We start from the raw sequence: 26204 nt of genomic DNA, 5'->3' as shown, positions 1-26204 counted from the left end.
GTGTCGCTCGTGCTGACCGGTGCCGCCGGCAACATGGGGACGCTGCTGCGGCCCCGGCTCGCCCGCGACGGCCGAGTGCTGCGCCTGCTCGACAGCGCGCCGCTCACCGCCGGACCGGGGGAGCAGGTACACGCCGGATCGGTCACCGATTCCGCGGTGGTCGCCGCCGCCGTCGACGGGACCGACGCCGTCGTCCATCTGGCCGGCATCAGCGGCGAGGCCGGCTGGGACGAGATCGTCGAGGCGAACCTGACCGGCACCCGCACGGTGCTCGACGCCGCGGTCGCCGCCGGCGTCCGGACCGTCGTACTGGCGTCCAGCAACCATGCCGCCGGGTTCCGCACCCGCGACGACGGCGTCCCGCTGCCCGCGACCACCGGGCACGCCCCGGACACGTTCTACGGCTGGAGCAAGGCCGCCGTCGAGGCGCTGGGCAGGCTGTACCACGAGCGCTACGGCCTGACCGTCGTCAGCCTGCGGATCGGGACGTGCTTCGAGGAGCCGCGCAACGCCCGCGCGCTCGCCACCTGGCTGTCGCCGGACGACGCGGCCCGGCTGGTCGAGGCCGCCGTCGATCCCGGCACCCGCGGCCACCACGTGGTGTGGGGCGTGTCGGCGAACACCCGCCGCTGGTGGTCGCTGGAGGAGGGCGCGGCGATCGGCTTCCACCCGCGCGACGACGCCGAGGTGCTCGCCGCCGCGATCCTGGCCGGCGGCCCGGAGCCGGATCCGGCCGCGCCCGAGCACCACCGCGTCGGGGGCGGGTTCTGCGAGCTCCCGCTCGGCGTCCGGATGCGCTGGCTTACCGCACTTCTCACAGGCATGACAACGTGCATGTGAGATAAGCGTTTCCGGCGTGTCACAGGAGGCCACCCGTCGGAAACTGGGGCTCCCTAGCGTCGTCGACGACGTGAACGCCGGCGATCAGGAGTGCCATCCGTGACGACCTCAGCTTCCCCCGGCCGCCGTCTCGGCGGACGCTGGATCGAGCACTGGGACCCCGAGGACGAGGGGTTCTGGGAACGCACGGGTAAGAAGATCGCCTCCCGCAACCTCTGGCAGTCGATCTTCTCCGAGCACATCGGGTTCTCGGTGTGGACGATGTGGTCGGTCCTGGTGCTCTTCATGGGGCCGGAGTACGGCATCGACGCGGCCCAGAAGTTCTTCCTGGTCGCGGTGCCGACCCTGGTCGGGGCGATCCTGCGGCTGCCCTACACGTTCGCGGTGGCCCGTTTCGGCGGCCGGAACTGGACGATCTTCTCCGCGGCGCTGCTGATCGTGCCGCTGCTGCTGGCGCTGATCGTGATCGAGCCGGGCGTCTCGTACACGACGCTGCTGCTGGTCGCCGCGGTCGCCGGTGTCGGCGGCGGGAACTTCGCCTCGTCGATGGCGAACATCAACGCGTTCTACCCGGAGCGGAGCAAGGGCTGGGCGCTCGGCCTGAACGCGGGCGGCGGCAATCTGGGCGTGCCGGTGGTGCAGCTGCTCGGGCTGCTGGTCATCGCGACCATCGGGGCCGGGCAGCCCCGGGTGCTGATCGCGATCTACATCCCGCTGGTGATCGTGTCCGCGGCGCTGGCGTGGCTGCGGATGGACAACATCGCCGCCATGTCGAACGACACCGGCGCCTTCGCCGAGGCCTGCCGGGACCGGCAGACCTGGATCATGTCGTTCCTCTACATCGGCACCTTCGGCTCGTTCATCGGCTACTCGTTCGCCTTCGGCCTGGTGCTGCAGAACCAGTTCGACCGCACCCCGCTGCAGGCGGCGGCGGTCACCTTCATCGGGCCGCTGATCGGCTCGCTGATCCGCCCGATCGGCGGCCGGCTGGCCGACCGGTACGGCGGCGCCAACGTGACACTGTGGAATTTCGCCGGGATGGCGGTCGCCACGCTGATCATCATCGCCGCGTCCGGTGCGCAGTCCCTCGCGGTGTTCACGCTCGGCTTCATCCTGCTGTTCACGCTGTCCGGCATCGGGAACGGCTCCACCTACAAGATGATCCCGGCGATCTTCACCGGGCGCGCCCGGGTCGCGATCGCCGCGGGTGGCGACCGGGAGACCGAGCTCGGCACCGCGCGCAGGCTGTCCGGTGCGGTGATCGGCATCGCCGGGGCGGTCGGGGCGCTCGGCGGACTGTTCATCAACCTGGCGTTCCGGCAGTCGTTCCTGACCGTCGAGTCGGGTACGCCCGCGTTCTGGAGCTTCCTCGCGTTCTACGTGGTGTGCATCGGCGTCACCTGGGCGGTGTACCTGCGACCGAAGCAGGCGTCCGTGCCGGGCGGCGCCGAGCTCGCCCGGGTCTGACCGGTGGGTCCCGGCGAGAAGCGGACCGCCACCCACTGCCCGTACTGCGCGCTGCAGTGCGGGCAGTGGATCGGGCCGTCCGGCGAGGTCGACGCCCGCGACTTCCCGACCAACGCGGGCGGGATGTGCCAGAAGGGCTGGACCTCCTCTGCTCTGCTCACCCACCCGCAGCGGCTGACGAGGCCACTGGTCAGAGATTCGCGGACGGCCGGTTTCCGGGAGACCGGCTGGACCGAGGCGCTCGGCCGGGTCGCCGGCCGGCTGGCCGCGCTGCGCGCCGAGCACGGGCCCGACTCGGTCGCCGTGTTCGGCGCCGGCGGCCTCACCAACGAGAAGGCGTACCTGCTCGGCAAGTTCGCCCGGGTCGCGCTGGGCACCTCCCAGATCGACTACAACGGCCGGTTCTGCATGTCCTCGGCGGCCGCCGCGGGCAACCGAGCGTTCGGGATCGACCGCGGACTGCCGTTCCCGGTGACCGATCTCGACGACGCCGAGCTCGTCGTGCTGGCCGGTGCGAACGTCGCCGAGACGATGCCGCCGCTGATGTCGCACCTGGGCACGGCCCGGCTGGTCGTGATCGATCCCCGTCGCACGCCGACCGCCGAGCGGGCGATCGCCTCCGGCGGCCTGCACCTGGCGCCGCGCCCGGGCACCGACCTGGTGCTGGCGCTCGGGATGCTGCACGCCGCCGTCGTCGACGGGCATCTGGATCTCGGCTACGTCGACGACCGGACCAGCGGCTTCGACGGCGTGTGGCGGATCGCGTCGCAGTGGTGGCCGGAGCGGGCCGAGCGCGTCTGCGGGATCGCCGCCGCCGACATGCGCACCGTCGTCCGGTGGCTGGCGACGACGTCGCGCCGATACGTGCTGACCGCCCGCGGCGCCGAGCAGCACGCGCACGGCGTCGACACGGTCACCGCGTGGATCAACCTGTCGCTCGCGCTCGGCCTGCCCGGCCGGCCCGGATCCGGGTTCGGGACGATCACCGGCCAGGGCAACGGCCAGGGTGGCCGCGAGCACGGCCAGAAGTCCGACCAGCTGCCCGGCTACCGGCGGATCGACGATCCGGCCGCCCGCGCGCACGTCGCGTCGGTGTGGGGCGTCGATCCGGCCTCGCTGCCCGGTCCGGGCCGCAGCGCCGTCGAGCTGCTGGACTCGCTCGGACGGCCCGGCGGACCACGGGCGCTGCTGGTGTTCGGTTCGAACGTGCTGGTGTCCGCACCGGACGCCCGCGCCGTCGCCGACCGGCTGGACGCGCTGGACCTGCTGGTCGTCGCCGACGTCGTGCCCGGGGAGACGGCGATGCGCGCCGACGTGCTCCTCCCGGTGGCCCAGTGGGCCGAGGAGGAGGGCACCATGACCAACCTGGAGGGCCGGGTGCTGCGCCGCCGGCGGGCACTCGCCCCGCCGCCGGACGTCCGCACCGACCTGGAGGTGATCTCCGGGCTGGCCGCCGCGCTGGACGCGCCGGGGGCGTTCCCGGCCGACCCGCGGACGGTGTTCGACGAGCTGCGGCGCGCGTCGTCCGGCGGGATCGCCGACTACGCGGGTGTCTCGTACGCGCGGCTGGACGCGGGGGAGGCGCTGCACTGGCCGTGCCCCGCCGAGGACCATCCCGGGACACCGCGGCTGTTCGCGGACCGGTTCGCGCACGCCGACGGCCGGGCCCGGATGGTGCCGGTCGAGCACGTCGAGCCGGACGAGGACGTCGACACCGGATACCCGCTGCGGGTCACCACCGGGCGAGTGCTCGTGCACTACCAGTCCGGGGCGCAGACCCGGCGGGTCGACGAGCTCGCCGCGATCGATCCGGAGGTGTTCGTCGAGGTGCACCCGGACACCGCCGCCCGGCACGGGATCGCCGACGGCGACCTCGCCGGCGTGACCTCCCGGCGCGGCACCACGACGGCCCGGGTGCGCTGCGTGCCGACGCTGCGGCCGGACACCGTGTTCCTACCGTTCCACTACGGCGGGGCGGGCGCGGCGAACAACGTCACGAACCCGGCGCTGGACCCGGTGAGCCGGATGCCGGAGTTCAAGGTCGCCGCGGTGCGGCTGGAGCCGGCCCGGTTCACCGTGGACGGGGGTACGCCGGTCGAGGTCATCGCCCGGGCCTGAGCGGCTCATCGGCCGCCGATCCCGGCGGTCAGCTCGTCGACATCGACCGACCGGATCCGGGGCGCGCCCAGGTCGCCCCGGGCGTCGGAGCCGGCGCCGGGGAACAGATCCTCGGCCGGGCCCGGGGGCGGGACGATCCGGTTCGGATCGGGCTTGCGGCGCGGGCGGCGCTGCGGGTCGGTCCAGCCGGGTGGGATGGACTCGGGGCGTCCGCAGTCCATCCGGATCTCCCAGCCGGTGTGGTGGACGAGCCGATGGTGAACCCGGCAGAGCAGGACCAGGTTGTCCATGTCGGTCGGGCCTCCCCGCTCCCAGGGGAGGACGTGGTGGACCTCGCACCAGGGGGGTGGCCGGTCGCAGCCGGAGTGGGCGCACCCGCGGTCGCGGGCGATCACCGCACGGCGCTGAGGGTCGGCGACGGTGGGCCTGGCCCGCCCGACGTCGACCGGGCGACCGTCACCGCCGAACACCACCGGCAGGACGGCGGCATCACAGGCGAGCATCCGCAGCGCTGCCGGACCCAGCTGCCCGCCGAACTCCAGGGGCGCCGCCCGCCGGACTCGGGCAGCATCCGGCGGGGCATGGGCGAGGGCGAACCCGCAGAGCTCGGCCAGGGTTTCGGCGGCGCGTTCCGGGTTGTCACGCGTGTCGTCGGCGTCGGTGGGCCCGGACAGGGTGTCGAGGGCGGCAGCGATCCGGTCGAACATCGCGGCGTCGTCGTGGTCTGTTCGGCACCGGTCCACGTGTCGGGGTCGAGGCGGGCGGCCGGTGCGGAACGCAGCAGTGCGGCGATCACCTCGACGTGGCGCAGGGAGATCTCGCCGGGGCGAACACCGTGGCGCTCGCGGGGAGTTGGGCGGGCAGTGGGGTGCCGTCGACCCCGGTGCGGGTGGTGAGGGCCTCGGTGGCGGTGGTGAAGCGGCGGGCGCGGCGGGGTTCCCAGTGCAGCAGGTCGGCGAGGGCGGCGGCGGGGGTGCGGTAGCTGCGCTCGGTGTAGACGCCGCACTGGCGTGCGTGGGCGAGTGCGGTGACGGCGATCTGTTCGTACATGCGTTCGAGTCTAGCGTCTCGAGTCCATGTTCGACAGTCCGTTGTCGCAGCTCGGCGACCGTTCGTCGGTTTGCGATCGCAAGTGTGGGATCGGGTCAGCCGATCCGTGGATGCACCGCCCAGCGTCCCGGCAGGTCGTAGAACCACCCGGCGCGGACGGCGACCAGGCCCCGGTACAGCGCGAGCGACAGGGCCACCGCCACCGCCGCGACCAGCGCGACGATCCCGTACTGCGCGGCGGCCGGCGGGTCGATGCCGGCCAGCAGTGCGGTGAGCAGGGCGACCAGCGGCACGTTCGCCAGGTAGATCGGCAGCGTCCGCCTGCCCAGCGCGGCGACGCCCCGCCCGATCCGCCACCGGGCGAGCTGCGCGGACGCCAGTACGCCGCCGGTGACGGCGACCAGGTTCAGCGCGAACGCTACGCCCGGGACGTCGTGCAGGCCCAGCAGTACCGAGGTCCCGGCGACCGCGACGGCCAGCACCGCCACCGTCACCACCCACAGCGGCGACGACCGGGCAGCGACCCGCTCGACGAACCGGCGGCCGTGCCAGCCGAGCACGAAGAAGAACGCGTAGCGGGCGGTGAGCTCCCAGGCGTGCCAGCCGAATTCGACGATCCCGGCGCCGACCAGTGTGCTCAGCACGCCGGTCGCGGCGAGCAGCACCCAGCCCGGGACGCGACGCAGCAGCCGGGCCGCGACCGAGTAGAGCGCCAGCGCGTAGAGGAACCACATCGACGGGTCCGGGTACAGCAGGACCAGCGGCAGTTCGGCGGCGTCGAGCACGGCGAAGTCGGGTGCGCTGCCCGCCGGCAGCGGGGTGACCACGGCGAACTGCACGAGCGTCCAGAGCAGGTAGAGCCAGCCGAACAGGGCGACCCGCCGGTGCAGCAGGGTCCGCCAGCCGCGTTCCAGGACCGGCGCCAGGAACAGGCCCGAGGCGAGCAGGAACAGCGGCATCCGCATCGAGGTCAGGGCGAGGTTCAGAGTGGCGAGCGGGCCGGGCACCAGGCCGTGCGGCTCCAGGAACATCACCGCGTGGTGCAGCACCACCAGGACGATGCTGATGCCCTTCGCGACGTCGGCCCAGCCGAGCCGTCCGCCGGCGGGCTGCCGGGTCGTCGTGGCCCTGTGCCTGCCGGTTCGCGTGCGAGTCAATCGACCCTCCGGGCGCCGTCGCGGGTGTGTACGTCACCCCGCGTGGCGGTTCGGGGCAGTGGAACGATGTCGCTGCGCAACTGCATAGCCCGTTCGGGGGCAGCACGGCCAGGCTCCCGTGGTCCATCTCACGTCCTGCGAGCGGGATCGTCAGGTCGGCCCCCCGGTACGACGTCGCCGGTCTCGTAGGTGTGCACCACCAGTCCGACCCGGGTCGTCGTGTCCAGCTTGGTCAGCAGACGGCTCACGTAGGACTTCACGGTGGCGACGCCGACGTGCAGGTCGTGGGCGATGTCGGCGTTGGACCGGCCGCGGGCGACCAGCACGAGCACGTCCCGCTCCCGGGCGGTGAGCACCGGGCCGGTGTCCTGCGGCACCGGCGGCGCGGCGGCCGCGAACGCCTCGACCAGCCGGCGGGTGATCGCCGGGGAGAGCAGCGGGTCGCCGTCGGCGGCGGTCCGGACGGCGCGCAGCAGCTTCTCCGGCGAGGTGTCGTTCACCAGGAACCCCACGGCGCCGGCCCGGAGCGCGCCGAGCACGTACTCGTCGAGCCCGAACGTGGTGAGGATGACGACGCGGACCCCGCCGAGCGCAGGATCCGCGGTGATCGTGCGGGTGGTCGTCGGCCACGACCACCCGCAGCGTCATCCCGGCCCCGTACCGGTCCGCAGCGGGAGGGTGGTGTGCACCCGGAAGCCGCCGTCCGGCCGTCGTCCGGCCCGCAGGTCGCCGCCGAAGATCGTGACCCGCTCGCGCATGCCCAGCAGGCCCAGCCCGCCGTCGCCGCGGGCGCCGCCGGGGCACCGCGGGTCGTTGTCCACCCGTGGGAAACGATGACCGCCGTGAACCCGGACCGGGCGCAGGCAGCGGATCCCGCACCGTCCAGATGCCGTCCGTCGTGGCCGGACACCGCCGTCGCCGCCGGGGGGCCGGTGACCGCGGTCGGGGTCGCGGCCTACGTCTCCTCCCACGTCCTGCTGACCGGGACGAGCGGCCGGGAGGCGGTGGCAGCCCGCTGTGCGTGACGGCGAACCGTCGTCATGACGGCCGGTCTGGTCACCCTGGTGCTCGGGCTACCGTCGTTCGGCGCGCGATCGGGACCGCCGCGGGTCGCGGTGGCCGTCGCGGTGGCGGCGTGCGGAGCGTGCGTGCTGCTGGCGCTGGGGGACGTGATCGGCCTGCTGCCGCCACACCAGCCGGGGGCGCTGGTGGCCGGGGTGGCACCGGGCTGGGCGGCGCTGACCGTCGGCTGAGCATCCGGCGGACCGGGCACCCACCCGACGGCCGCCGACGGTCCGGCGGTGGGCGCCCGGTGGAAATGGGCTGCTCGTCGAGCATTGTCAGGGTTACCCTGACGGCCATGACCATCAGCCTGGAGCACGTGCTCACCACCGACGTCGGCCCCGCCGCCCGGGCGGTCACCGCCGTCGCGGTCACCGAGCTCGACCGGCACGCCGACGCCGTCGCCGGTGTCCCGCCGCTACCCGGCACCCCCGAGTGGGAGGCGGAGCAGGGCACCGACCTCCCGGCCCGCCGGGAGACCGCCTGGCAGCTCGCCGCGTTCCGGATCGCGCTCGCGGCCGGCCTCGATCCGCTGCCGAACCTGCTGGGGCTGCGGGTGGCCGGGGTCAGCTGGGCGACGATCGGCCGGGCGGCCGGGATCACCCGGCAGTCGGCGCACGAGCGCTGGGCCGGCCGGGTGGCCGCCGTCCACCAGGGGCAGTGGACCGGGATGTGACGCACCGCCGATCCCGCCCGGCCGCGGCCATCCGCCGCACCGTCGGGCGGGCCCCCGGCGCGGCCACCCGCCTCACGGTCCCCACCTGCGGAGAATGAGGACCTCGTAACTCCCGTGTCATCCCGGGCCGCCTGCGTGTAACCCCGCGTTCCTACCGTCGGGGCCATGAGCAGGCGCGTGGTGGTGGTCGGGCACGGCATGGTCGGTGCCCGGTTCGCCGAGGAGGTCCGCCGGCGCGACCCGGACGGCGAGCGGGTGTCGCTGACCGTCCTCGGCGCCGAGGCCCACCCCGCCTACAACCGGGTGCTGCTGTCCACCGTGCTCGCCGGCGGACTGACCGTGCCGATGGTGGCGCTCCCGGCCGCCGAGGGGGTGACCGTGCACCCCGGCGTCGCCGCGACCGGGCTGGACCGGTCGGCGCGCGTCGTGCACGACACCACGGGCGCCGAGCACCCCTACGACGAGCTGGTCCTGGCCACCGGCTGCCGGGCCTGGCTGCCCCCGGTCGACGGCCTGGCCGGTGCCGACGGCGCCCCGGCGCCCGGGGTCAGCCCTTTCCGCGATCTCGACGACTGCACGCGGATCCTCGACGTGGCCGAGCCGGGGGCGCGGATCGCCGTCGTCGGCGGCGGGCTGCTCGGCGTGGAGGCGGCCCGCGGGCTCGCCGGCCGCGGCGTCGCCGTCACCCTGGTGCATCCGCGCACCCACCTGATGGAACGCCAGCTCGACGCCGGCGCCGGTGAGGTGCTCGCCGGGGCGCTGCGCGGGCTCGGCGTCGACGTGCGCTGCGGGGTCGGCGCCAAGGCGTGGGCCCCGGAGACCGGCCTGGACTGCGACGACGGCACCCGGATCGCCGCGGACGCGGTCGTCGTCGCCGCCGGGGTGCGGGCCGAGACCGGGCTCGCGGCCGGCGCCGGGCTCGCCGTCGACCGGGGCATCCTGGTCAACGACCGGCTCGCCACCGACGACGGCCGGGTGCACGCCATCGGCGACTGCGCCCAGCATCCCGCGGCCGCCGCCGGGCTGGTGCAGTCCGGCTGGGAGCAGGCCGCGGTGCTCGCCGACCTGCTCACCGGCGCCGATCCGGCCGCCCGCTACCGCGGCACCCGTCCGGTCACCAGGCTGAAGGCGGCCGGGATCGATCTCGCCGCGCTCGGTGACGTCGCCGACGGCGACGAGCAGCTGCACGTCTCCGATCCGCGCCGCAGCCGGTACGGGCTGCTGGCGCTGCGCGACGACCGGGTGGTCGGCGCGATCATGATAGGCCTCCCGGACGCCGCCGCGGCCGTGATCGGGCTCTTCGATTCCGGCGCGCCCGCCCCGTCCGACCGGCTCGCGCTGCTGCTCGGGCGCGCGCTGCCCGGTGAGCCGGCCGCCGCGGGGGACCCGGGCCGGCTGCCGGGCACCGCCGTCGTCTGTCGCTGCAACACCGTCACCAAGAACGCGCTGGTCGCCGCGTGGCGCGAGGGCGCCCGCGAGCTGGACGCGCTGTCCCGCCGGACCCGTGCCGCGACCGGCTGCGGCAGCTGCCGGGACGCCGTCTGCGGGATCCGCGACTGGCTGGAGCACGCCGATCCGTTGCGGGAGAGCGCGGCATGAAGGGGGAACGCACCGTGAGTCGTCTGGTGGTCGTCGGGAACGGCATGGTCGGGCATCGGCTCGTCGCCGCGATGCGCGACCGGGACACCGCGGGGGACTGGGAGATCACCGTCCTCGGTGAGGAGTCCCGCCGCGCCTACGACCGGGTCGCGCTGTCGTCCTACGTGGACGGGAACTCCGAGGAGGATCTCCGGCTCGACGACGACGCCCTGCGCGGTGATCCGCTCGTCACCTACCACCTGGGTGACGCCGTCGCGACCCTCGACCGGGACGCCCGCCGGGTCACCACCGCCTCCGGCCGGGTCCTCGGCTACGACGCGCTGGTACTGGCCACCGGCTCGTACCCGTTCGTCCCGCCGGTGCCCGGCCGGGACCTGCCCGGCTGCTTCGTCTACCGCACCCTCGACGACCTGGACGCGATCACCGAGGCCGCCGCGGCCGCCTCGGCGGACCCGGAGCGGAAGGGCCGGCCTTCGGCGATCGTCGTCGGCGGTGGGCTGCTCGGGCTGGAGGCGGCCCGCGCGATGCGGCTGCTCGGGCTGTCCCCGCAGGTCGTGGAGATCGCGCCGCGGCTGATGCCGGTGCAGGTCGACGAGGGCGGGGGAGCACTGCTGCGCTCGCTGGTCGAGTCGCAGGGCATCGCGGTCCGCACCGGGGTGTCGCTGACCGGGATCGCCGCCGACCGCGGCCGGCTGGTCGGGACGCTGTCCGACGGCGTCGAGCTGGACGCCGACCTGGTCGTCTTCTCCGCCGGGATCCGGGCGTCCGACCAGCTGGCCCGCGACTGCGACCTGCCGGTCGGGGAGCGCGGCGGGGTGCTGGTCGACGACCGCTGCCGCACCGGCGACGACGCCGTGTGGGCGATCGGCGAGTGTGCCGCCCTGGACGGCCGGACCTACGGCCTGGTCGCGCCCGGGTACGCGATGGCCGAGGTGGTCGCCGACCGGCTGCTCGGCGGCGGCGCCCGGATGGCGCCCGAGGAGCTGGACATGTCCACCCAGCTCAAGCTGCTGGGCGTCGACGTGGCCAGCTTCGGCGACGCGCACGCCGAGACGGACGGCGCGCTGGAGATCGTCGTCAACGACCCGGTCGCCGGGACGTACTCGAAGCTGGTGGTGTCCGACGACGCGTCCACCCTGCTCGGCGGGGTGCTGGTCGGCGACGCGTCCCGCTACGGCTCGCTGCGCCCGCTGGTCGGCTCGGCGCTGCCGGACGACCCGGTCACGCTGATCTCCAAGGGCGGGGCCGATCCGGACGCGTCCGCGCTGCCGGACTCGGCGCAGATCTGCTCCTGCAACGCCGTGACCAAGGGCGCGCTGTGCGCGGCGATCGACGACGGCGCGCACGACGTGCCGGCGCTCAAGGCGTGCACCCGGGCCGGCACCACCTGCGGGTCCTGCGTGCCGACGCTCAAGAAGATCCTGGAGCAGCAGGGCGTCGAGGTGTCGAAGGCGCTGTGCGAGCACTTCGACCGGTCGCGGGCCGAGCTGTTCCAGATCGTCGCCGGGGCCGGGATCACCTCGTTCTCCGAGCTGATCGCGACGCACGGCCGCGGCGCCGGCTGCGACATCTGCAAGCCGGTCGTCGCGTCGATCCTGGCGACCCTCTACAACGAGCACGTCCTCGACGGCGAGCGGGCCACCCTGCAGGACACCAACGACCACTTCCTGGCGAACATGCAGCGCAACGGGACCTACTCGGTGGTCCCGCGGATCGCCGGCGGCGAGGTGACCCCGGAGGGGCTGATCGTGATCGGTGAGGTGGCCCGCGACTTCGGGCTCTACACCAAGATCACCGGCGGGCAGCGGATCGACATGTTCGGCGCCCGGGTCGACGACCTGCCCGCCATCTGGCGTCGGCTGGTCGACGCCGGGTTCGAGTCCGGGCACGCCTACGGCAAGTCGCTGCGGACGGTGAAGTCCTGCGTCGGCACCACCTGGTGCCGCTACGGCGTGCAGGACTCGGTCGGGATGGCCGTCGAGCTGGAACTGCGCTACCGCGGGCTGCGGTCCCCGCACAAGATCAAGTCCGGGGTCTCGGGCTGTGCCCGGGAGTGCGCCGAGGCGCGCTCCAAGGACTTCGGGGTGATCGCCACCGAGACCGGCTGGAACCTCTACGTCGGCGGCAACGGCGGGTTCACCCCGCGGCACGCCGAGCTGCTCGTCTCCGACGTCGACTCGGCGACCCTGATCCGGACCATCGACCGGTTCCTGATGTTCTACGTCCGCACCGCGGACCGGTTGCAGCGCACCGCGCCGTGGATCGAGTCGATGGAGGGCGGGCTCGACCACCTGCGGTCGGTGATCGTCGACGACTCGCTGGGCATCTGCGCGGAGCTCGACGCAGCGATGGCCCGGCACGTCGACTCCTACGCCGACGAGTGGGCCGGCGTGCTCGACGACCCGGAGAAGCTGGCCCGCTTCGTGTCCTTCGTCAACGCACCCGATGCGCCCGACCCGACCATCCGGTTCGTGCAGGAGCGGGGCCAGAGGGTGCCCGCTCCGGGACGGCCGGACGAACCCGTCCTGATCGGCCTCCCGGAGGTGTCCCCGCGATGACTGCCGTGCACGCGTCCCCGGTCCCCGCAGGTGTCGACGACGAGCCGTCCGGCTGGGTCGAGGTCTGCGCCGTGCACCGGCTGCTCCCCGGCCGCGGGGTCGCGGCGCTGGTCGGCGACGTCCAGGTGGCGTTGTTCCGGCTCGCCGACGGCGCGCTGTACGCGGTCGGCAACATCGACCCGTTCAGCGGGGCCGGGGTGATGTCCCGGGGCATCACCGGCGACCGGGCGGGCGAGCCGACCGTCGCCTCACCGATCCTGAAGCAGGTCTTCGCGCTGCGCGACGGCCGCTGCCTGGACGACGACACTGTGAGCCTGCCCGCCTTCGCCGCGCGCGCCGTGGGCAGCTCGGTACAGGTCGGGATACGGTGAGACTCCCGACCCGAGCAGCCGCGACCACCACCACCCGCGACATTCCCGGGGTCCCCGCCGCACGTCGGCCGTTGGCGACCGGCCGGAGGAACGGAGGACCGGTGACCCGATCCGCCGCACGAGACACCGCACCCGCGCCCGACGCGGGGCCGGTGCCGCCGCTCGCCGGGTTCACGGTCGGGATCACCGCGGCCCGGCGGGCCGAGGAGCTCGCCACGATGCTGGAACGGCGCGGGGCGACCATCCAGCACGGCCCGGCGCTGCGGATCGTCGCGCTCGCCGACGACGACCGGCTGGAGCACCGCACCCGGGAGCTGGTCGCCGCGCCGCCGGACATCACGGTGGCGACCACCGGGATCGGCTACCGCGGCTGGATCGAGGCGGCCGACGGCTGGGGCATCGGCGAGGACCTGCTCGCCGCGCTCGGCCGATCCGAGATGCTGGCCCGCGGCCCGAAGGCGCGCGGCGCGATCCGGGCGTCCGGGCTGGTCGACGCCTGGTCACCGGAGTCCGAGTCGACCGCCGAGGTCCTGGAGCACCTGCTCGAACGCGGTGTGGAGGGCTGCCGGATCGCCGTCCAGCTGCACGGCGAGCCGCTGCCCGACGTCGTCGACGCCCTGGAGATGGCCGGCGCCGACGTGGTGACCGTCCCGGTGTACCGGTGGGCGCCGCCGCTGGACATCGGCCCGCTGGACCGGCTGATCGACAGCACCCTCTCCGGCGCGATCGACGTGCTGGCCTTCACCAGCGCACCGGCCGCCGCCGGGATCCTGGCCCGGGCCGGGGAACGCGGCCTGCGCGAGGAGCTGCTGACCGCACTGCGCGGCCCGGTGCTGGCGCTGTGCGTCGGCCCGGTCACGGCGGCGCCGCTGGAGACGCTCGACGTGCCCACCGCGCAGCCGCAGCGGTCCCGGCTCGGCGCGATGGTGCGGACCTGCGAGTCGGTCGCACCCGGCCGGGCCCGCACACTGCCGGTCGCCGGGCACCTGCTGGAGCTGCGCGGGCACGCGGTCCTGGTGGACGGGCGGCTGTGCCCGCTGCCGCCGACCCCGATGGCGCTGCTGCGGCTGCTCGCCCGTCGGCCGGGCCGGGTGGTGTCGCGTGCCGACCTGCTCACCGCCCAGCCCGGCGGGGCGGGTGACGAGCACGCCGTGGAGAACGCGATCGCCCGGCTGCGCGCCGCGCTCGGCGTCCCCGGGCTGGTGCAGACCGTGGTCCGCCGCGGCTACCGGCTGGCGCTCGAGCCCGGGCACGACGGGCACTGCGCGGACGTCCCGGGGGGCGAACGGTGAACGGGCCGCCGCTGCTGCTGGTCGCGCACGGTTCGCGGTCCGACGCCGCCGACGCGGTGATCCGCTCGCTGGCCGACGCCGTCGCCGCACGTGGCCCGCGGGTGGAGATCTGCTACGTCGACGTCCGCGGGCCGAAGGTGGTCGACGCGGTGATCGCGCTGCGCGACGCCGGTGCACCGGGTGCGGTGGTGGTGCCGGCGTTCCTGGCCGCCGGGTACCACGTGCGGATCGACCTGCCCGCCCAGCTCGCCGATGCCGGGGCCGATCCGGCCCGGTTCCGCACGACGCCGTCGATGGGCCCGGATCCGCTGCTCGCGGCTGCCGCGCTGGACCGGCTGCGGGCCGCCGGGTACCGCGACGGCGACGCCGTCGTGCTGGCCGCGGCGGGATCGTCGGACCCGGCGGCCGTCGCCCAGGTCCGGCTCGCGGGCGGGATGCTGTCCCGGCTGGTCGGGCGGCGGGTCCGGGTCGGGTTCGCCGCGACCGGGACGCCGACGGTGTCCGCGCTGGTCGAGGGCCTCCGGCAGGCGGGGGAGCGGCGGGTCGCGGTGGCGTCCTGGTTGCTGGCGCCCGGAGTGTTCCAGGACCGGCTGCTCGGCTCCGGCGCGGACGTCGTCGCCGATCCGTTGGGCGTGCACGACGACGTGGTCCGCGCGGTGCTCGACCGCTACACGGCCGGCGCCGCCGAGATCGGGCGCGCCGCCTGATCCGGGCCGGATGAGCGCGCCCCTGACCGCCCGGCTGCGGGCCGCCGGCTGCGTGTTCGCGGAGGAGGAGGCGGCCCTGCTGGAGGCCGCCGCGTCCGGCGCGGAGCTGGAGCGGCTGGTCCGGCGCCGGATCGCCGGGGAACCGCTGGAACCGCTGCTCGGGCACGTCCGGTTCGACGGCGGGCGGATCCGGGTGGTGCCCGGGGTGTTCGTCCCGCGCCGCCGGTCCGAGGCGCTGGTGCACGCCGCCGTCCGCGGGCTCCGGCCCGGCTCCGTCGTCGTCGACCTGTGCTGCGGGTGCGGTGCGATCGGTCTGGCGATCGCCCGCCGGGTCCCGGTCGAGCTGCACGCCGCCGACGTCGACCCGGTCGCGACCGCCTGCGCCGCGGACAACCTCGCCGGTACCGGGACGGTGCACACCGGGGACCTGTTCGACGCGCTGCCGGAGACGCTGCGCGGCCGGGTCGACGTCGTCGTGGCGAACACCCCCTACGTGCCGGCCGCCGGGATCGCCGGGATGCCGCCGGAGGCCCGTGAGCACGAGCCCCGCATCGCGCTGGACGGCGGCACCGATGGTCTCGACCCGGCCCGCCGGGTGGCGGCGCAGGTGTCCCGCTGGCTCGCCCCCGGCGGCCGGGTGCTGATCGAGACCTCGGCGGCCCAGGCCCCGGCCCTGGCGGCGTCGTTCGAGGAGGCGGGCCTGGCGCCGCGCCGCGGCCGCGACCCCGCCCGCGACGCCACCTGGGTCGACGGCACCCTCCTCCCCTGAGATACCCCCTGACGTGCCCCTGTGCTCTGCTCACCTACCGGGGCAGCCCGCCGAGCGTTGCAGGATGGTCGTCCCGGGCGCCATCTCGCAACGCTCGGACGGCGAGGGGGCGCCGCTCAGCGGCGGCGGTGCTCGCGGGGCAGCCGGCCGTCCACCATCAGCACGCCCTCGGCGCGCAGCCGGGCCGCCTGCTCGACGGCGAGGTGCGGGGCCGCCCGGCCGTCCGAGCGCAGCACCCGGTGCCAGGGCAGGTCGGCGCCGTCCTCGGCGAGGATCCGGCCGACCAGCCGGGCCGAGCGCAGCCCGGCCAGCTCGGCGACCTCGCCGTAGCTCAGCGTCCGGCCGGCCGGGATCGCCGCGACGACGTCCCGGACCCGCTCCACGGTCTGCTCGTCCACACCGGGATCCTCCCCGGTCGCCGGGCCCGGTGCCACCGGCCGCCCGCGGGCCCTGCTGCCTGCATGCCCTGTCGTCGGTGTCGGTGCGGCGTGGTCGAATCGGCGCATGACCCGAGCGACCGCGGAGCAGGCGTCCCCCCGCCTGGTGCGCTCCGGGCCGATCGCCGAGCCGGTCCGGGAGTGGGGCGGCGCCGCGGCCCGGGTGCTCGAGCACGACCGCGGCCCGCTGCGGGTGCTCGGCGGGCCCGGCACCGGGAAGACCAGCCTGCTGCTGGACACGGTGGTCCGGCGGATCCGCGCGGGTGCACCGCCCGGGTCGGTGCTGCTGCTGGTCGGCAGCCGGCGGGCCGCGGAGGAGCTGCGGGGGCGGCTGACCGCGCTGCTCACCACCGGTGCGGGCGGCCCGGCCGGTGACTTCGGCGCTCGCACCACCCGGGAGCTGCTGGTGCGGACGGTGCACTCCTACGCGTTCGGCGTGCTGCGGCTGCACGCCGCGCGGCACGAGGACCCGCCGCCCCGGCTGCTGGCGTCCGCCGAACAGGATGTCGTGGTCCGCGAGCTGCTCGCCGGGGAGATCGAGAACTGGAACGGCAGCGTCCCCGGCTCCGGCTGGCCGGAGCGCCTCGATCCGGCGCTGGGGCTGCCCGGGTTCGCCGCGGAGCTGCGCGAGCTGCTGCTGCGGGCCGCCGAGCGCGGGCTCGGCCCGCAGGAGCTGGCCGAGCTGGGCCGGGCGTACGGCCGCGACGAGTGGGTGGCGGCCGCCCGGTTCTTCCGCACCTACGAGGAGGTCACCCTGCTCCGCGGCGCCGCGGGCCGGGGTGCCCCGCAGGCCACCGCCCCGGCGCTGGACTCCGCCGAGCTGGTCGCCGCCGCGCTGGATGCACTGGCCGCCGATCCGGGACTGCGCGAGCAGGAGCGGCAGCGGATCCGGCACCTGCTGGTCGATGACGCGCAGGACCTGGACCCGCAGCAGATGGAGCTCGTCGCGACCCTCGCCGCGGACGCCGGCTCCACCCTGGTCGCCGGCGACCCGGACCAGGCGGTGCTGACCTTCCGCGGCGCCGACGCCCGCGGACTGGACGCGATCGCCGCCCCGACCGAGCTGCTCACCGCCGACCACCGGCAGACCGCGGAGGTCCGGGCCGCCGGGCTCCGGCTGGCCGAGAAGCTGCCGGGCGCAGGCCGCACCAGGACCCGGCGCGGGCCGGCCGCCACGCCGGGCGACCCCGGCGCGCCCGGCCCGGCGGGCGCCGGGGCGGGCGAGGCGGTGCAGGTGCGGGTCTTCGGCTCCCCGTCGGCGGAGGCCGGCTGGATCGCCGACCGGCTCCGCCGCGCACACCTGGTCGACGGCGTGCCCTGGTCGGAGATGGCGGTGCTGTCCCGGTCAGCGCGCCGCACCCTGCCCGCGCTGCGCCGTGCGCTCGCCGCGGCGGGCGTCCCGATCGTCGCGCCGCCGGACGAGGTGCCGCTGCCCCGCCAGCCCGCCGTCGTCCCGTTGCTGCTGGTGCTGCGCGCGGCGGTGCGGCCCGCGTCGATCGACGCCGACCTGGCGATCTCGCTGCTGACCTCGCCGTTCGGCGGCGGCGACCCGATGCGGATGCGGCGGTTGCGGCGCGGGCTGCTGCGGCTGCACGCCGCCGCGGGCAACGACGTGCAGCTGTTCCCCGACGACGAGGATCGCGAGCCCGGCGAGACCGACCCGGCCACCGCGAGCAGCGATCCGCTGCTGGTCGCGATGCTCCGCGAGGCGGTCGGGGGCCGCCCCGATCCGCTGGCGATGCTGTCCCCGGCGGAGGCGGCGCCGTTACGCGACGTCGGCCGCCTGCTCGACACCGCTGCCCGGTCCATCGCCGCGGGCGACCCGGTCGAGGAGACCCTGTGGCGGGTGTGGCGCCGGACCGGGCTGGCCCGCCGCTGGAGCGAGGCGAGCGCCCGCGGCGGCCCCGGTGGTGCCGCCGCCGATCGCGATCTCGACGCCGTGCTGGCGCTGTTCGACGCGGCCGCCCGCTACACCGACCGGCTGCCCGGCGCTGACGTCGGCGGCTTCCTGGAGTACCTGGCCGACCAGCAGCTGCCCGGGGAGACGCTGGCCCCGCAGGCGCCGCGCGGCGACGCCGTCGAGCTGCTCACCGCGCACGCGGCGCGCGGCCGGGAGTGGACGGTCGTCGCCGTCCCCGGCGTGCAGGAGGGGCGATGGCCGGACCTGCGGCTGCGTGGCAGCCTGCTCGGGCACGAGCAGCTCGTCGACCTGGTCGCCGGGGTCGCGGAGCCGGGCGCCGCGGTCTCCCGGACGGCGCCGCTGCTCGCCGAGGAACGCAGGCTGTTCTACGTCGCCTGCACCCGGGCCCGCTCGATGCTGCTGGTCAGCGCGGTGCAGGGGGAGGACGAGCAGCCGTCCCGGTTCCTCGACGAACTCGACCCGCGCTCCGCCGACGCGGCCGAGGCCCGGCCGGTGCACCGGCCGGGCCGCTCCCTGGTGCTGCCCGAGCTGGTCGGTGAGCTGCGCCGCGCGGTGACCGCGCCGGACCGCGGCGACCCGGCCCGGGCGGCCCGCAGGCGCCGGGCGGCGACCCAGCTCGCCCGGCTCGCCGCGGACGGCGTCCCCGGCGCGCACCCGGACGACTGGTACGGCCTCGCCGACCTGTCCGATCTCGCCCCGCTGCGCGCCGACGGCGAGCTGGTGCCGATCTCGCCGTCCGACGTGGAGACGATCGCCGGCTGCCCGCTGCGCTGGGTGCTGTCCCGGCACGGCGGCGACGACTCCGGTGCACTGTCCGCGGTCACCGGTTCCCTGGTGCACGCGCTGGTGCAGGCCCGGGCGGCCGGGGCCGACCCGGCCGAGCTGGAGCAGGCCCTGCAGTCGGCGTGGCGGCGGCTCGACGCGGGCGCCCCCTGGTTCGGCCGGCGCGAGCTGACCCGGGTCCGGGAGATGCTGGCCGCGTTCGACGACTGGGTCCGGCGCAGCCGGGCCGAGGGGCTGGAGCTGGTCGCCGTCGAGCAGCCGATGCAGCTCGATCTCGAGGGCGAGCCGCCGCCGGCGGGCCCCGGGACCGAGGGTGAGCCGCCGCCGGCCGCGGATCCGGTGCTCGACGAGGAACCGGCCGCGGGCGGGGGAGCGGCGCGGGCCGCGCGCCGGGTGCGGCTGCGCGGCCGGGTGGACCGGCTCGAACGCGACGACCGGGGCCGTCCGGTGGTGGTCGACGTGAAGACCGGGAAGACGGCCACCTCGGCCCGCGCCACCGCCGAGCACCACCAGCTGGCCGTCTACCAGCTCGCGGCGTCGCTCGGCGCGTTCGACGAGGTCGTCGGCCGCGGCGCCGAGCCGGGCGGGGCGCGGTTGCTGTTCCTCGCCGACCGGAAGGCGGGCGGGGAGGCGAAGGAGCCCCGGCAGGACCCGCTCCGGCCCGAGGAGATGGGGTACTGGCGGGACGTGCTGATGCGCTGCGCCGACGACTCGGCGGGCGCGGTGTTCGTGGCCAGGCCGGGGCCGGACTGCGACCGCTGCCCGGTGCGGACCAGCTGCCCGGCGGTCGAGACCGGGCGGACCGTCGTCGAGGGCTGACCGGCACCCGCCGCCGGGGCGGCATGCGGGGTCCGGGCTACCGGGCCGGTCCGGTGCCGCCGATCCAACGGTCGGCGATCCGGTCGATCGCCATCGCGGCACCGAGCCCGAGCGTGAGCGCCGCGCAGAAGCCGCCGATCGTGTCGGTCGCGTAGTGCGCGCCGATCCGCACCATCCCGGCTCCGACGACGCCGCCGGCGAGCAGCACGGTCGCGGCGAGCACGGACAGCGCAGCCACCGGCCGGACCACGGGCACCGCACCGATCAGCAGCACAGCCAGGACCAGGCCGATCGAGACCGCGCCTCCGGTGTGGCCGCTGGGGAACGCGAACCCGTCGCCGTCGATGGTCCGGCCGAGCAGCGGTTTCAGGGCGGTCGTCGCGACACCGGTCAGTCCCGGCCCGACGACCGCGAGCACCGCCACCCGGGGCCGGCGCAGCAGCAGTGCGAGCCCGGCCAGCGATGCCGCCGCGACCACCACGAAGCCCGGCGAACCCCAGGCCGATCGCCCGCGCGAGCCCGGCCCGGGGCAGGGCGTCGACCGCGGACCAGGCACCCTCGTCGACCCGGCCGGCGACCGCATCACCGGCGTATCGCCAGGTCAGGACGAGGAACACGATCGCCGCCGCGAGGGTGACCGGCGGCGCGGTGAGGTGCAGGGGACCGAGCAGGGAGGTCGTCCTGCCTGCAGTGTCCTGCACCGGATCGACAGTAGCGGCCCGGCCGGGCGCGCCGGGACGCCGGAGGGCGGTGTCCCGGCCCGCGGTCCCGGCTCAGCCGATTCCGAGCGCCGACGCGAGCCGGCGCAGGTCCGGCTCCGGGTCGCGCATCCCGCGGGTGAGCACCTGCGCGCACACGTGATCGGCCCCGGCGGCGAGGTGCTCGTCCAGCCGGGCCGCGACCTGATCGGGGGTGCCGTGCGCGACCAGCGCGTCGATCAGCGCGTCGGTGCCGCCGTCGTCGAGATCGGACTCGGCCCAGCCGAGCCGCAGCAGGTTGGCCCGGTAGTTGCGCAGTCCGAGGTAGGGCCGCTGGACGACGGGCCTGCCGAGCGCGCGGGCGGACTCCGGGTCGGCGTCGAGGACGACCTTGTGCTCCGGTGCCAGCAGCACGCCGTCGCCGAGCCGCTCGCGTGCGGACCGGGTGTGCTCGGGCGTCGTCAGATAGGGGTGGGCTCCCGCGGTCCAGTCCCGGGACACCTCGAGCACCTTCGGGCCGAGCGCAGCGAGCGCGCGGCCCGCGACCGGGACGTCCAGCGCGTCCAGCCGGTCCAGGTACTCGACGATCGTCGCGTACGGGCGGCCGTAGTCGCCGGTCGCCTCCGGGTGCCCGATCCCGACGCCGAGCAGGAACCGGCCCGGATGCCGCTCGGCGATCCGGTGGTAGGACGGCGCGACCTCGTCCGCCGGCGTCGTCCACATGTTGACGATCCCGGTCGCGACCACCAGCGAGGTGGTGGCGTCGAGCAGGTCCTCGGCGAGCTGCAGGTCCCCGGGCGGGGAGCCACCGATCCAGACCGCGCCGAACCCGAGGGACTCGATCTCACGGGCGAGCTGCGGTGAGAGTGCCGCTGCGTGCCGCCATACGCCGTACCGGCCGGGGGAGACAGTCATGTACAGGTCTACCACCGCGCGGGCCCGATCATTCCCCGCTCTACGATGGCGACTCCCCACTCGAGAGGCTGGACGTGCAGTGATCGACCTGAAGGCGGCCCGACAGGACCCGGACCGGTTCCGCGCGGCACTGTCCCGTCGCGGTGCGTCCGCGGACTTCGACGCCCTCATCGCGGTCGACGTCCGCTGGCGGGAGCTGACCGACCACGTCGGCGGCCTGCGTGCCGCCCAGAAGCAGCGGCCGAAGGGGCGCCCGACCCCGGAGCAGGTCGAGCAGTTCAAGAAGGAGAAGGAGGAGCTGCGCGGCGCCGAGGAGGACCTCGCCGCGGCCGACGCGGAGCGCTCCGCGCTGCTCGCCCGGATTCCGAACCTGCCGGACCCGACGGCCGCCGACGGGATGGCCGAGGAGGACGCGGTCACCGTCCGCACCTGGGGCGAGCCGCCGTCGTTCGACTTCGAGCCGCGCGACCACCTCGACCTGGCCTCGACGACCGGCCGGGTCGACATGGCCCGCGGCGCCCGGCTGTCCGGCTCCCGCTTCGCCTACCGGTTCGGTGACGTCGCCCGGCTGGAGATGGCGCTGTTCCGGTACGTCATGGACAAGATCGTCGGCGAGGGCTTCGTGCCGGTGCTCGGCCCGGTGCTGGCGAACGAGCGGGCGATGTACGGCACCGGGTTCCTGCCCACCGAGGAGTCCAACCTCTACCGGCTGGAGCGCGACGACCTCTACCTGACCGGCACCTCCGAGGTGGCGCTGGCCGGCATCCACATGGACGAGATCGTCGACCTCGACGAGCTGCCGGCCCGCTACGTCGCGTTCTCGACGAACTTCCGGCGCGAGGCGGGTGCCGCGGGCAAGGACACCAAGGGCATGTTCCGGGTGCACCAGTTCGACAAGGTCGAGATGTACGTCTACTGCCTGCCCGAGCAGTCCCAGGACGTCCACGAGCAGCTCCTCGCGCACGAGGAGTCGATCGTGCAGGAGCTGGGCCTGCCCTACCGGGTGCAGAACATCTCGGTCGGTGACCTCGGCAACCCGGCCGCCAAGAAGTACGACATCGAGGCGTGGTTCCCGGTGCAGCAGCGCTACCGGGAGATCACGTCCTGTTCGAACACCACCGACTACCAGGCACGACGGCTGAACGTCCGGTTCCGCCGCGAGCCCGGTGCGCCGACCGAGACGCTGCACACCCTCAACGGCACCGGGGCGACCGCCCGGGCGATGCTGGCGATCATGGAGAACTTCCAGGACGCGAACGGCACCGTCGCCGTCCCGGAGGTGCTGCAGCGGCACGGCGCACCCGCCACCGTCGGGACGCAGGCCGGCTGATCCGGGCCGCCCGCCGGGCTCCCCGCGGACCCGTCGGGGGTGGCGGGTAGAACACCGGTATGGATCCGTCACCGGCCGAGCTGGCCGCTGCGCTCGGTCTGCACCCGCCGACCGAGGAGCAGGCCGCGGTGATCGCCGCCCCGGCCGGGCCGGCGCTGGTGGTGGCAGGCGCGGGAGCCGGGAAGACCGAGACGATGGCGGCCCGGGTGGTGTGGCTGGTCGCCACCGGCCGGGTGCTGCCCGAGCAGGTGCTGGGGCTCACGTTCACCCGCAAGGCGGCGCAGCAGCTGGGCACCCGGGTCCGGTCCCGGCTGCGCCGGCTCGCCGGCTCCCGCCTGCTCGACGACCTGGATCCGGGTGGCTCCCGGCGGGCCGCGCTGCTGGCCGGCGAGCCGACCGTCTCCACCTACCACGCCTACGCCGGGCGGCTGGTCGGCGAGCACGCCCTGCGGCTGCCGGCCGAACCGGCGAACCGGCTGCTCGGCCCGACCGCGACCTGGCAGCTCGCGCACCGGGTCGTCTCCACCTGGGCGGCCGACCTGGAGATCGACCGGGTCCCGGCGACGGTCACCGGCTACCTGCTCGCGCTGGCCGGCGAGCTCGGCGAGCACCTCGTCGAGCCGGCCGAGGTGGAGCGGCTCGCCCGGCGGATCCTGCCGGTGCTGGAGCACGCCCCTCCCGGCAAGCGGCAGCGCGCCGAGCCGTCCGCCGGGTACAAGGCGCGGATCGCCGGTCAGCGGATGCGCTGCGAGCTGCTGCCGCTGGTCGAGGAGTTCGCCCGCCGCAAGCAGGCCGAGCAGGCGATGGACTTCTCCGACCAGATGGCGCTCGCCGCGCGGATCGCCGAGGCGGACCCGGAGGTCGGCCGGATCGAGCGCGACCAGTTCCGGGCCGTCCTGCTCGACGAGTACCAGGACACCGGGCACGCCCAGCGGGTACTGTTGCGGGCCCTGTTCGGCGTGCCGCCCGGGCTCGCCCCGGAGCCGGTTGCCGACAAGCACCGCTCGGTCACCGCCGTCGGCGACCCCTGCCAGTCGATCTACGGCTGGCGCGGGGCCAGCGCCGGCAACCTCAACCGGTTCCGCACCGACTTCCCGGCCGCCGGCGGCGATCCGGCGCCGGTGCACGGCCTGCTCACCAGCTTCCGCAACCCGGCCGAGGTGCTGGTGCTGGCGAACCGGGTCTCCGAGCCGCTCCGCGGGGCGCCGGGCGCCGTCCGGGTCGGCGAGCTGCGCCCGCTCGACGGCGCCGGCCCCGGCGACGTGCGGGCCGCGCTGCTGCCCGACGTCGCTGCCGAGATCGCCTGGGTCGCCGACGGCGTGGCCGCGCGCTGGCACGCCGCGGCCGGGGAGGAGGGCACCGGCATCCCGCCGACCGCGGCGGTGCTGGTCCGCCGCCGCTCCGACATGGACGCCCTCGCCGCCGCGCTGCGCGACCGGCGGGTCCCGGTCGAGGTCGTCGGCCTCGGCGGGCTGCTGTCCACCCCGGAGGTGCGGGACCTGGTCTCCGCGCTGCGGGTGGTCTCCGATCCGCTGGCCGGCCCGTCGGCGGTCCGGCTGCTCACCGGCCCGCGCTGGCGGCTGGGCATCGCCGACCTGGCCGCCCTGTGGCAGCGCGCCCGCGAGCTCGTCCCCGGCCGCCCGGGCCGTCCCGGTCCGCTCAGCGCGGCCGAGCTGGCCCTCGGGGCGCTGCCCGGCGACCAGGCCGAGCAGGCCGGCCTGGTCGACGCGCTCGACGACCCGGGCGGGCCGGAGCGCTACTCGCCCGCCGGGTTCGACCGGATCCGCCGGATCGGCCGCGAGCTGTCGCACCTGCGGGCGCGGGCCGCCGCCCCGCTCACCGACCTGGTCGCCGACGTCGAGCGGACCCTGCTGCTCGACGTGGAGACGACGTCGCGGCCGGGGCCGACCGGCCGGGCCCATCTCGACGCGTTCGCCGACGTGGTCGCCGACTTCGCGGCCGGCGCCGACGTGCCGTCGCTGGACGCGCTGCTCGACTATCTCGACACCGCCGAGCAGGCCGAGGAGGGGCTCACCCCCGGCGAGGTCGAGGTGGCGCCGGACCGGGTGCAGATCCTCACCGTGCACGCCGCGAAGGGCCTGGAGTGGGAGATCGTCGCCGTCCCGCACCTGGTGGCGCAGGTCTTCCCCGGCCGCAAGATGTCCGGCAGCTGGCTGAAGGACCCGTCCGACCTGCCGGTCCCGCTGCGCGGCGACGCCGACGACCTGCCCGGCTTCGAGCTGCCCCCGCCGGGCGCCGACCGCAAGCAGGTCGAGCAGGCGCTCGACGCGCACGACGCGGCGCTCGACGACCGGCGGCTCGCCGAGGAGCGCCGGCTGTTCTACGTGGCGCTGACCCGCGCCGAGCGCACCCTGCTCGTCTCCGGGCACCGCTGGCCGGCCGCCGGGGAGCGGCCCAAGGAGCCGTCGGTGTTCCTCACCGAGGTGGCCGAGATCCTGGAGGGGCCCGGCGGTTCCGAGGTCGGTGTGCTGGAGAGCTGGGCGCCGCCGCCGGAGGCCGACACCGGCAATCCGGCGCTCGGCGTGGAGCGGACCGCGCAGTGGCCGCCGGACCCGTTCGGGGACCGCAGCGACGACGTCCGGTCCGGCGCGGACCTCGTGCGGGAGGCGCTGCGGGCCCGCTCCCGCCGGGCCCGGCGGCCCCGCCGCACCCCCGCCGACCAGCTCACCCTGCTCGACCTGCCGCCCGCGGAGGAGGCCGTGCCGGAGCCCGGTCCGGCGGTCGCCGACGCCGAGGGCGACCCGGAGGGCTGGGCCGCCGACGTCGATGTGCTGCTCGCTGAGCGCGCCGCGGCCGCCGACCGGCCCTCGGTCGCGCTGCCCGGGCGGCTCTCGGTGAGTCGGCTGGTCGAGCTGGCCGACGACCCGGATGCGCTCGCCGTCCGGCTGCGCCGCCCCGTCCCGCTGCCGCCCAACCCGTACGCCCGGCGCGGGACCGCGTTCCACGCCTGGCTGGAGCGGCGGTTCGGCGCGGAGCGGCTGCTCGACATCGACGAGCTGCCCGGCGCCGCCGATGAGAGCGCCGGCTCCGAGGCGGACGCGGCGGAGCTGGAGGAGCTGCAGGCCGCGTTCGAGGCGTCCGAGTGGGCCGACCGCAAGCCGGTCGACGTCGAGGTGGCCTTCGAGACGGTGCTGGCCGGGGTCGCGGTGCGCGGCCGGATGGACGCGGTGTTCGCCGACCCGGACGGCGGCTGGACGGTCGTCGACTGGAAGACCGGCAGCCCGCCCGGGCCGGACCGGGAGCACGCGGTCGGGGTGCAGCTGGCCGCGTACCGGCTGGCCTGGGCGGCGCTGCAGGGCGTGCCGGCGGACCGGGTGCGGGCGGCCTTCCACTACGTCCGGGACGCGGTGACGCTGCGCCCCGCCGACCTGCTCGACGCCGAGCGCCTGCACGCGCTGGTGGCCGGGGTGCCCGTGGCCTGACCGGCGGGGAGCCGGCCGGGAACGGCGGCGAGCCCGCGCCCCGGGGATGCCGGGACGCGGGCTCGCGTGCTGCGTGCGGGGGGATCGTCCCGCTAGTTGTGATGCCCAGGCACGTTGGTCGAGATCGTGTGACGACACGGTCTGATCTGTAGACGGGCGAAGGCCTCCCGGGTGTGGAGTGGAGCTGTCTAG

Annotated in this window: 22 protein-coding genes and 1 pseudogene; 15 read left to right on the top strand and 8 right to left on the bottom strand. The window is 75.7% G+C overall.

What is annotated here, in order from left to right; translation table 11 throughout:
* The 3 genes from ABZ881_RS09135 (at position 1) to ABZ881_RS09125 (ending at position 4425) form a co-directional block, all read left to right on the top strand.
* Positions 1–840, top strand: a complete 840-nt coding sequence (locus ABZ881_RS09135) for an NAD(P)-dependent oxidoreductase (RefSeq protein ID WP_358483158.1) — start codon at positions 1–3, stop codon at positions 838–840.
* A gap of 99 nt (positions 841–939) precedes the next feature.
* Complete coding sequence (locus ABZ881_RS09130) at positions 940–2307, top strand: nitrate/nitrite transporter (RefSeq protein WP_358483156.1); 1368 nt, start codon at positions 940–942, stop codon at positions 2305–2307.
* A 3-nt stretch (positions 2308–2310) separates the two neighbouring features.
* Positions 2311–4425 (top strand): molybdopterin oxidoreductase family protein, encoded by a 2115-nt coding sequence (locus ABZ881_RS09125; RefSeq protein WP_358483154.1) that lies wholly within the window; start codon positions 2311–2313, stop codon positions 4423–4425.
* A 5-nt stretch (positions 4426–4430) separates the two neighbouring features.
* On the opposite strand, the gene ABZ881_RS09120 is transcribed toward ABZ881_RS09125, so the two are convergent.
* The 5 genes and pseudogenes from ABZ881_RS09120 to ABZ881_RS09100 all read right to left on the bottom strand — a co-directional run.
* Entirely contained in the window at positions 4431–5132 is a 702-nt protein-coding gene (locus tag ABZ881_RS09120; protein WP_358483152.1) for an HNH endonuclease signature motif containing protein, read from the bottom strand.
* An 85-nt stretch (positions 5133–5217) separates the two neighbouring features.
* Positions 5218–5475 (bottom strand): hypothetical protein, encoded by a 258-nt coding sequence (locus tag ABZ881_RS09115; protein ID WP_358483150.1) that lies wholly within the window; start codon positions 5473–5475, stop codon positions 5218–5220.
* A 95-nt stretch (positions 5476–5570) separates the two neighbouring features.
* Positions 5571–6632 (bottom strand): acyltransferase family protein, encoded by a 1062-nt coding sequence (locus ABZ881_RS09110; protein ID WP_358483148.1) that lies wholly within the window; start codon positions 6630–6632, stop codon positions 5571–5573.
* A gap of 128 nt (positions 6633–6760) precedes the next feature.
* Positions 6761–7171: a response regulator transcription factor gene (locus tag ABZ881_RS09105; RefSeq protein ID WP_358483146.1), complete on the bottom strand. Its 411-nt coding sequence runs from the start codon at positions 7169–7171 to the stop codon at positions 6761–6763.
* A gap of 105 nt (positions 7172–7276) precedes the next feature.
* Positions 7277–7408 (bottom strand): annotated as a pseudogene (locus tag ABZ881_RS09100) (sensor histidine kinase); the annotation flags it as partial.
* 57 nt (positions 7409–7465) lie between these two features.
* Between ABZ881_RS09100 and ABZ881_RS09095 the strand changes: the two are divergent.
* From ABZ881_RS09095 to ABZ881_RS09055, 9 genes are all read left to right on the top strand, one after another.
* Complete coding sequence (locus ABZ881_RS09095; RefSeq protein ID WP_358483143.1) at positions 7466–7657, top strand: hypothetical protein; 192 nt, start codon at positions 7466–7468, stop codon at positions 7655–7657.
* 15 nt (positions 7658–7672) lie between these two features.
* Positions 7673–7885, top strand: a complete 213-nt coding sequence (locus tag ABZ881_RS09090) for a hypothetical protein (protein ID WP_358483141.1) — start codon at positions 7673–7675, stop codon at positions 7883–7885.
* 107 nt (positions 7886–7992) lie between these two features.
* On the top strand, positions 7993–8370 hold the full coding sequence (locus ABZ881_RS09085) for a hypothetical protein (protein ID WP_358483139.1): 378 nt from the start codon (positions 7993–7995) through the stop codon (positions 8368–8370).
* Positions 8371–8535: 165 nt separating this feature from the next.
* On the top strand, positions 8536–9969 hold the full coding sequence (locus ABZ881_RS09080; protein WP_358483137.1) for an FAD-dependent oxidoreductase: 1434 nt from the start codon (positions 8536–8538) through the stop codon (positions 9967–9969).
* A 14-nt stretch (positions 9970–9983) separates the two neighbouring features.
* Positions 9984–12527, top strand: coding sequence for a nitrite reductase large subunit NirB (gene nirB, locus ABZ881_RS09075; protein ID WP_358483134.1), 2544 nt, complete (start codon positions 9984–9986; stop codon positions 12525–12527).
* A complete protein-coding gene (gene nirD / locus ABZ881_RS09070) occupies positions 12524–12898 on the top strand; it encodes a nitrite reductase small subunit NirD (RefSeq protein ID WP_358483132.1) in 375 nt (124 codons plus the stop codon). Before nirB ends, nirD begins: the two co-directional genes overlap by 4 nt.
* A 101-nt stretch (positions 12899–12999) precedes the next feature.
* Entirely contained in the window at positions 13000–14190 is a 1191-nt protein-coding gene (locus ABZ881_RS09065; protein WP_358483131.1) for a uroporphyrinogen-III synthase, read from the top strand.
* A complete protein-coding gene (locus tag ABZ881_RS09060) occupies positions 14187–14897 on the top strand; it encodes a sirohydrochlorin chelatase (protein WP_358483129.1) in 711 nt (236 codons plus the stop codon). The genes ABZ881_RS09065 and ABZ881_RS09060 overlap by 4 nt, the downstream gene beginning before the upstream one ends.
* 10 nt (positions 14898–14907) lie before the next feature.
* A complete protein-coding gene (locus ABZ881_RS09055) occupies positions 14908–15666 on the top strand; it encodes a putative protein N(5)-glutamine methyltransferase (RefSeq protein ID WP_358483127.1) in 759 nt (252 codons plus the stop codon).
* Positions 15667–15782: 116 nt separating this feature from the next.
* Here ABZ881_RS09055 and ABZ881_RS09050 read toward each other — a convergent pair whose 3' ends face one another.
* A complete protein-coding gene (locus ABZ881_RS09050; protein WP_344022418.1) occupies positions 15783–16064 on the bottom strand; it encodes an MGMT family protein in 282 nt (93 codons plus the stop codon).
* 106 nt (positions 16065–16170) lie between these two features.
* On the opposite strand from ABZ881_RS09050, the gene ABZ881_RS09045 reads away from it, so the two are divergent.
* Entirely contained in the window at positions 16171–19626 is a 3456-nt protein-coding gene (locus ABZ881_RS09045) for an ATP-dependent DNA helicase (RefSeq protein ID WP_358483125.1), read from the top strand.
* Positions 19627–19663: 37 nt separating this feature from the next.
* Here the strand turns inward: ABZ881_RS09045 and ABZ881_RS09040 are convergent, their stop codons facing one another.
* Together ABZ881_RS09040 and ABZ881_RS09035 are read right to left on the bottom strand one after the other, a co-directional pair.
* Entirely contained in the window at positions 19664–20107 is a 444-nt protein-coding gene (locus ABZ881_RS09040) for a phosphatase PAP2 family protein (RefSeq protein ID WP_358483123.1), read from the bottom strand.
* 292 nt (positions 20108–20399) lie between these two features.
* Positions 20400–21239 (bottom strand): LLM class F420-dependent oxidoreductase, encoded by an 840-nt coding sequence (locus ABZ881_RS09035; RefSeq protein WP_358483120.1) that lies wholly within the window; start codon positions 21237–21239, stop codon positions 20400–20402.
* Positions 21240–21318: 79 nt separating this feature from the next.
* Between ABZ881_RS09035 and serS the strand changes: the two genes are divergently transcribed.
* Positions 21319–22569 (top strand): serine--tRNA ligase, encoded by a 1251-nt coding sequence (serS, locus tag ABZ881_RS09030; protein ID WP_358483118.1) that lies wholly within the window; start codon positions 21319–21321, stop codon positions 22567–22569.
* Between the two features lie 59 nt (positions 22570–22628).
* Entirely contained in the window at positions 22629–26012 is a 3384-nt protein-coding gene (locus ABZ881_RS09025; RefSeq protein WP_358483117.1) for an ATP-dependent DNA helicase, read from the top strand.
* Positions 26013–26204 lie beyond the last annotated feature (192 nt).

The organism is Pseudonocardia sp. NPDC046786 (genome assembly GCF_040645415.1).
In the GTDB taxonomy this organism is placed as follows: domain Bacteria; phylum Actinomycetota; class Actinomycetes; order Mycobacteriales; family Pseudonocardiaceae; genus Pseudonocardia; species Pseudonocardia kongjuensis.
This window is presented reverse-complemented; position numbering and strand designations above follow the sequence as displayed.

What these genes read in the sequence shown, in the direction of transcription:
- ABZ881_RS09120 (WP_358483152.1), bottom strand. Translation starts at nt 5,132, where the DNA reads ATGTTCGACCGGATCGCTGCCGCCCTCGACACCCTGTCCGGGCCCACC.
- ABZ881_RS09115 (WP_358483150.1), bottom strand. Translation starts at nt 5,475, where the DNA reads ATGTACGAACAGATCGCCGTCACCGCACTCGCCCACGCACGCCAGTGC.
- ABZ881_RS09095 (WP_358483143.1), top strand. Translation starts at nt 7,466, where the DNA reads ATGACCGCCGTGAACCCGGACCGGGCGCAGGCAGCGGATCCCGCACCG.
- ABZ881_RS09090 (WP_358483141.1), top strand. Translation starts at nt 7,673, where the DNA reads ATGACGGCCGGTCTGGTCACCCTGGTGCTCGGGCTACCGTCGTTCGGC.
- ABZ881_RS09085 (WP_358483139.1), top strand. Translation starts at nt 7,993, where the DNA reads ATGACCATCAGCCTGGAGCACGTGCTCACCACCGACGTCGGCCCCGCC.
- ABZ881_RS09080 (WP_358483137.1), top strand. Translation starts at nt 8,536, where the DNA reads ATGAGCAGGCGCGTGGTGGTGGTCGGGCACGGCATGGTCGGTGCCCGG.
- nirD (WP_358483132.1), top strand. Translation starts at nt 12,524, where the DNA reads ATGACTGCCGTGCACGCGTCCCCGGTCCCCGCAGGTGTCGACGACGAG.
- ABZ881_RS09055 (WP_358483127.1), top strand. Translation starts at nt 14,908, where the DNA reads ATGAGCGCGCCCCTGACCGCCCGGCTGCGGGCCGCCGGCTGCGTGTTC.
- ABZ881_RS09045 (WP_358483125.1), top strand. Translation starts at nt 16,171, where the DNA reads ATGACCCGAGCGACCGCGGAGCAGGCGTCCCCCCGCCTGGTGCGCTCC.
- ABZ881_RS09035 (WP_358483120.1), bottom strand. Translation starts at nt 21,239, where the DNA reads ATGACTGTCTCCCCCGGCCGGTACGGCGTATGGCGGCACGCAGCGGCA.
- ABZ881_RS09025 (WP_358483117.1), top strand. Translation starts at nt 22,629, where the DNA reads ATGGATCCGTCACCGGCCGAGCTGGCCGCTGCGCTCGGTCTGCACCCG.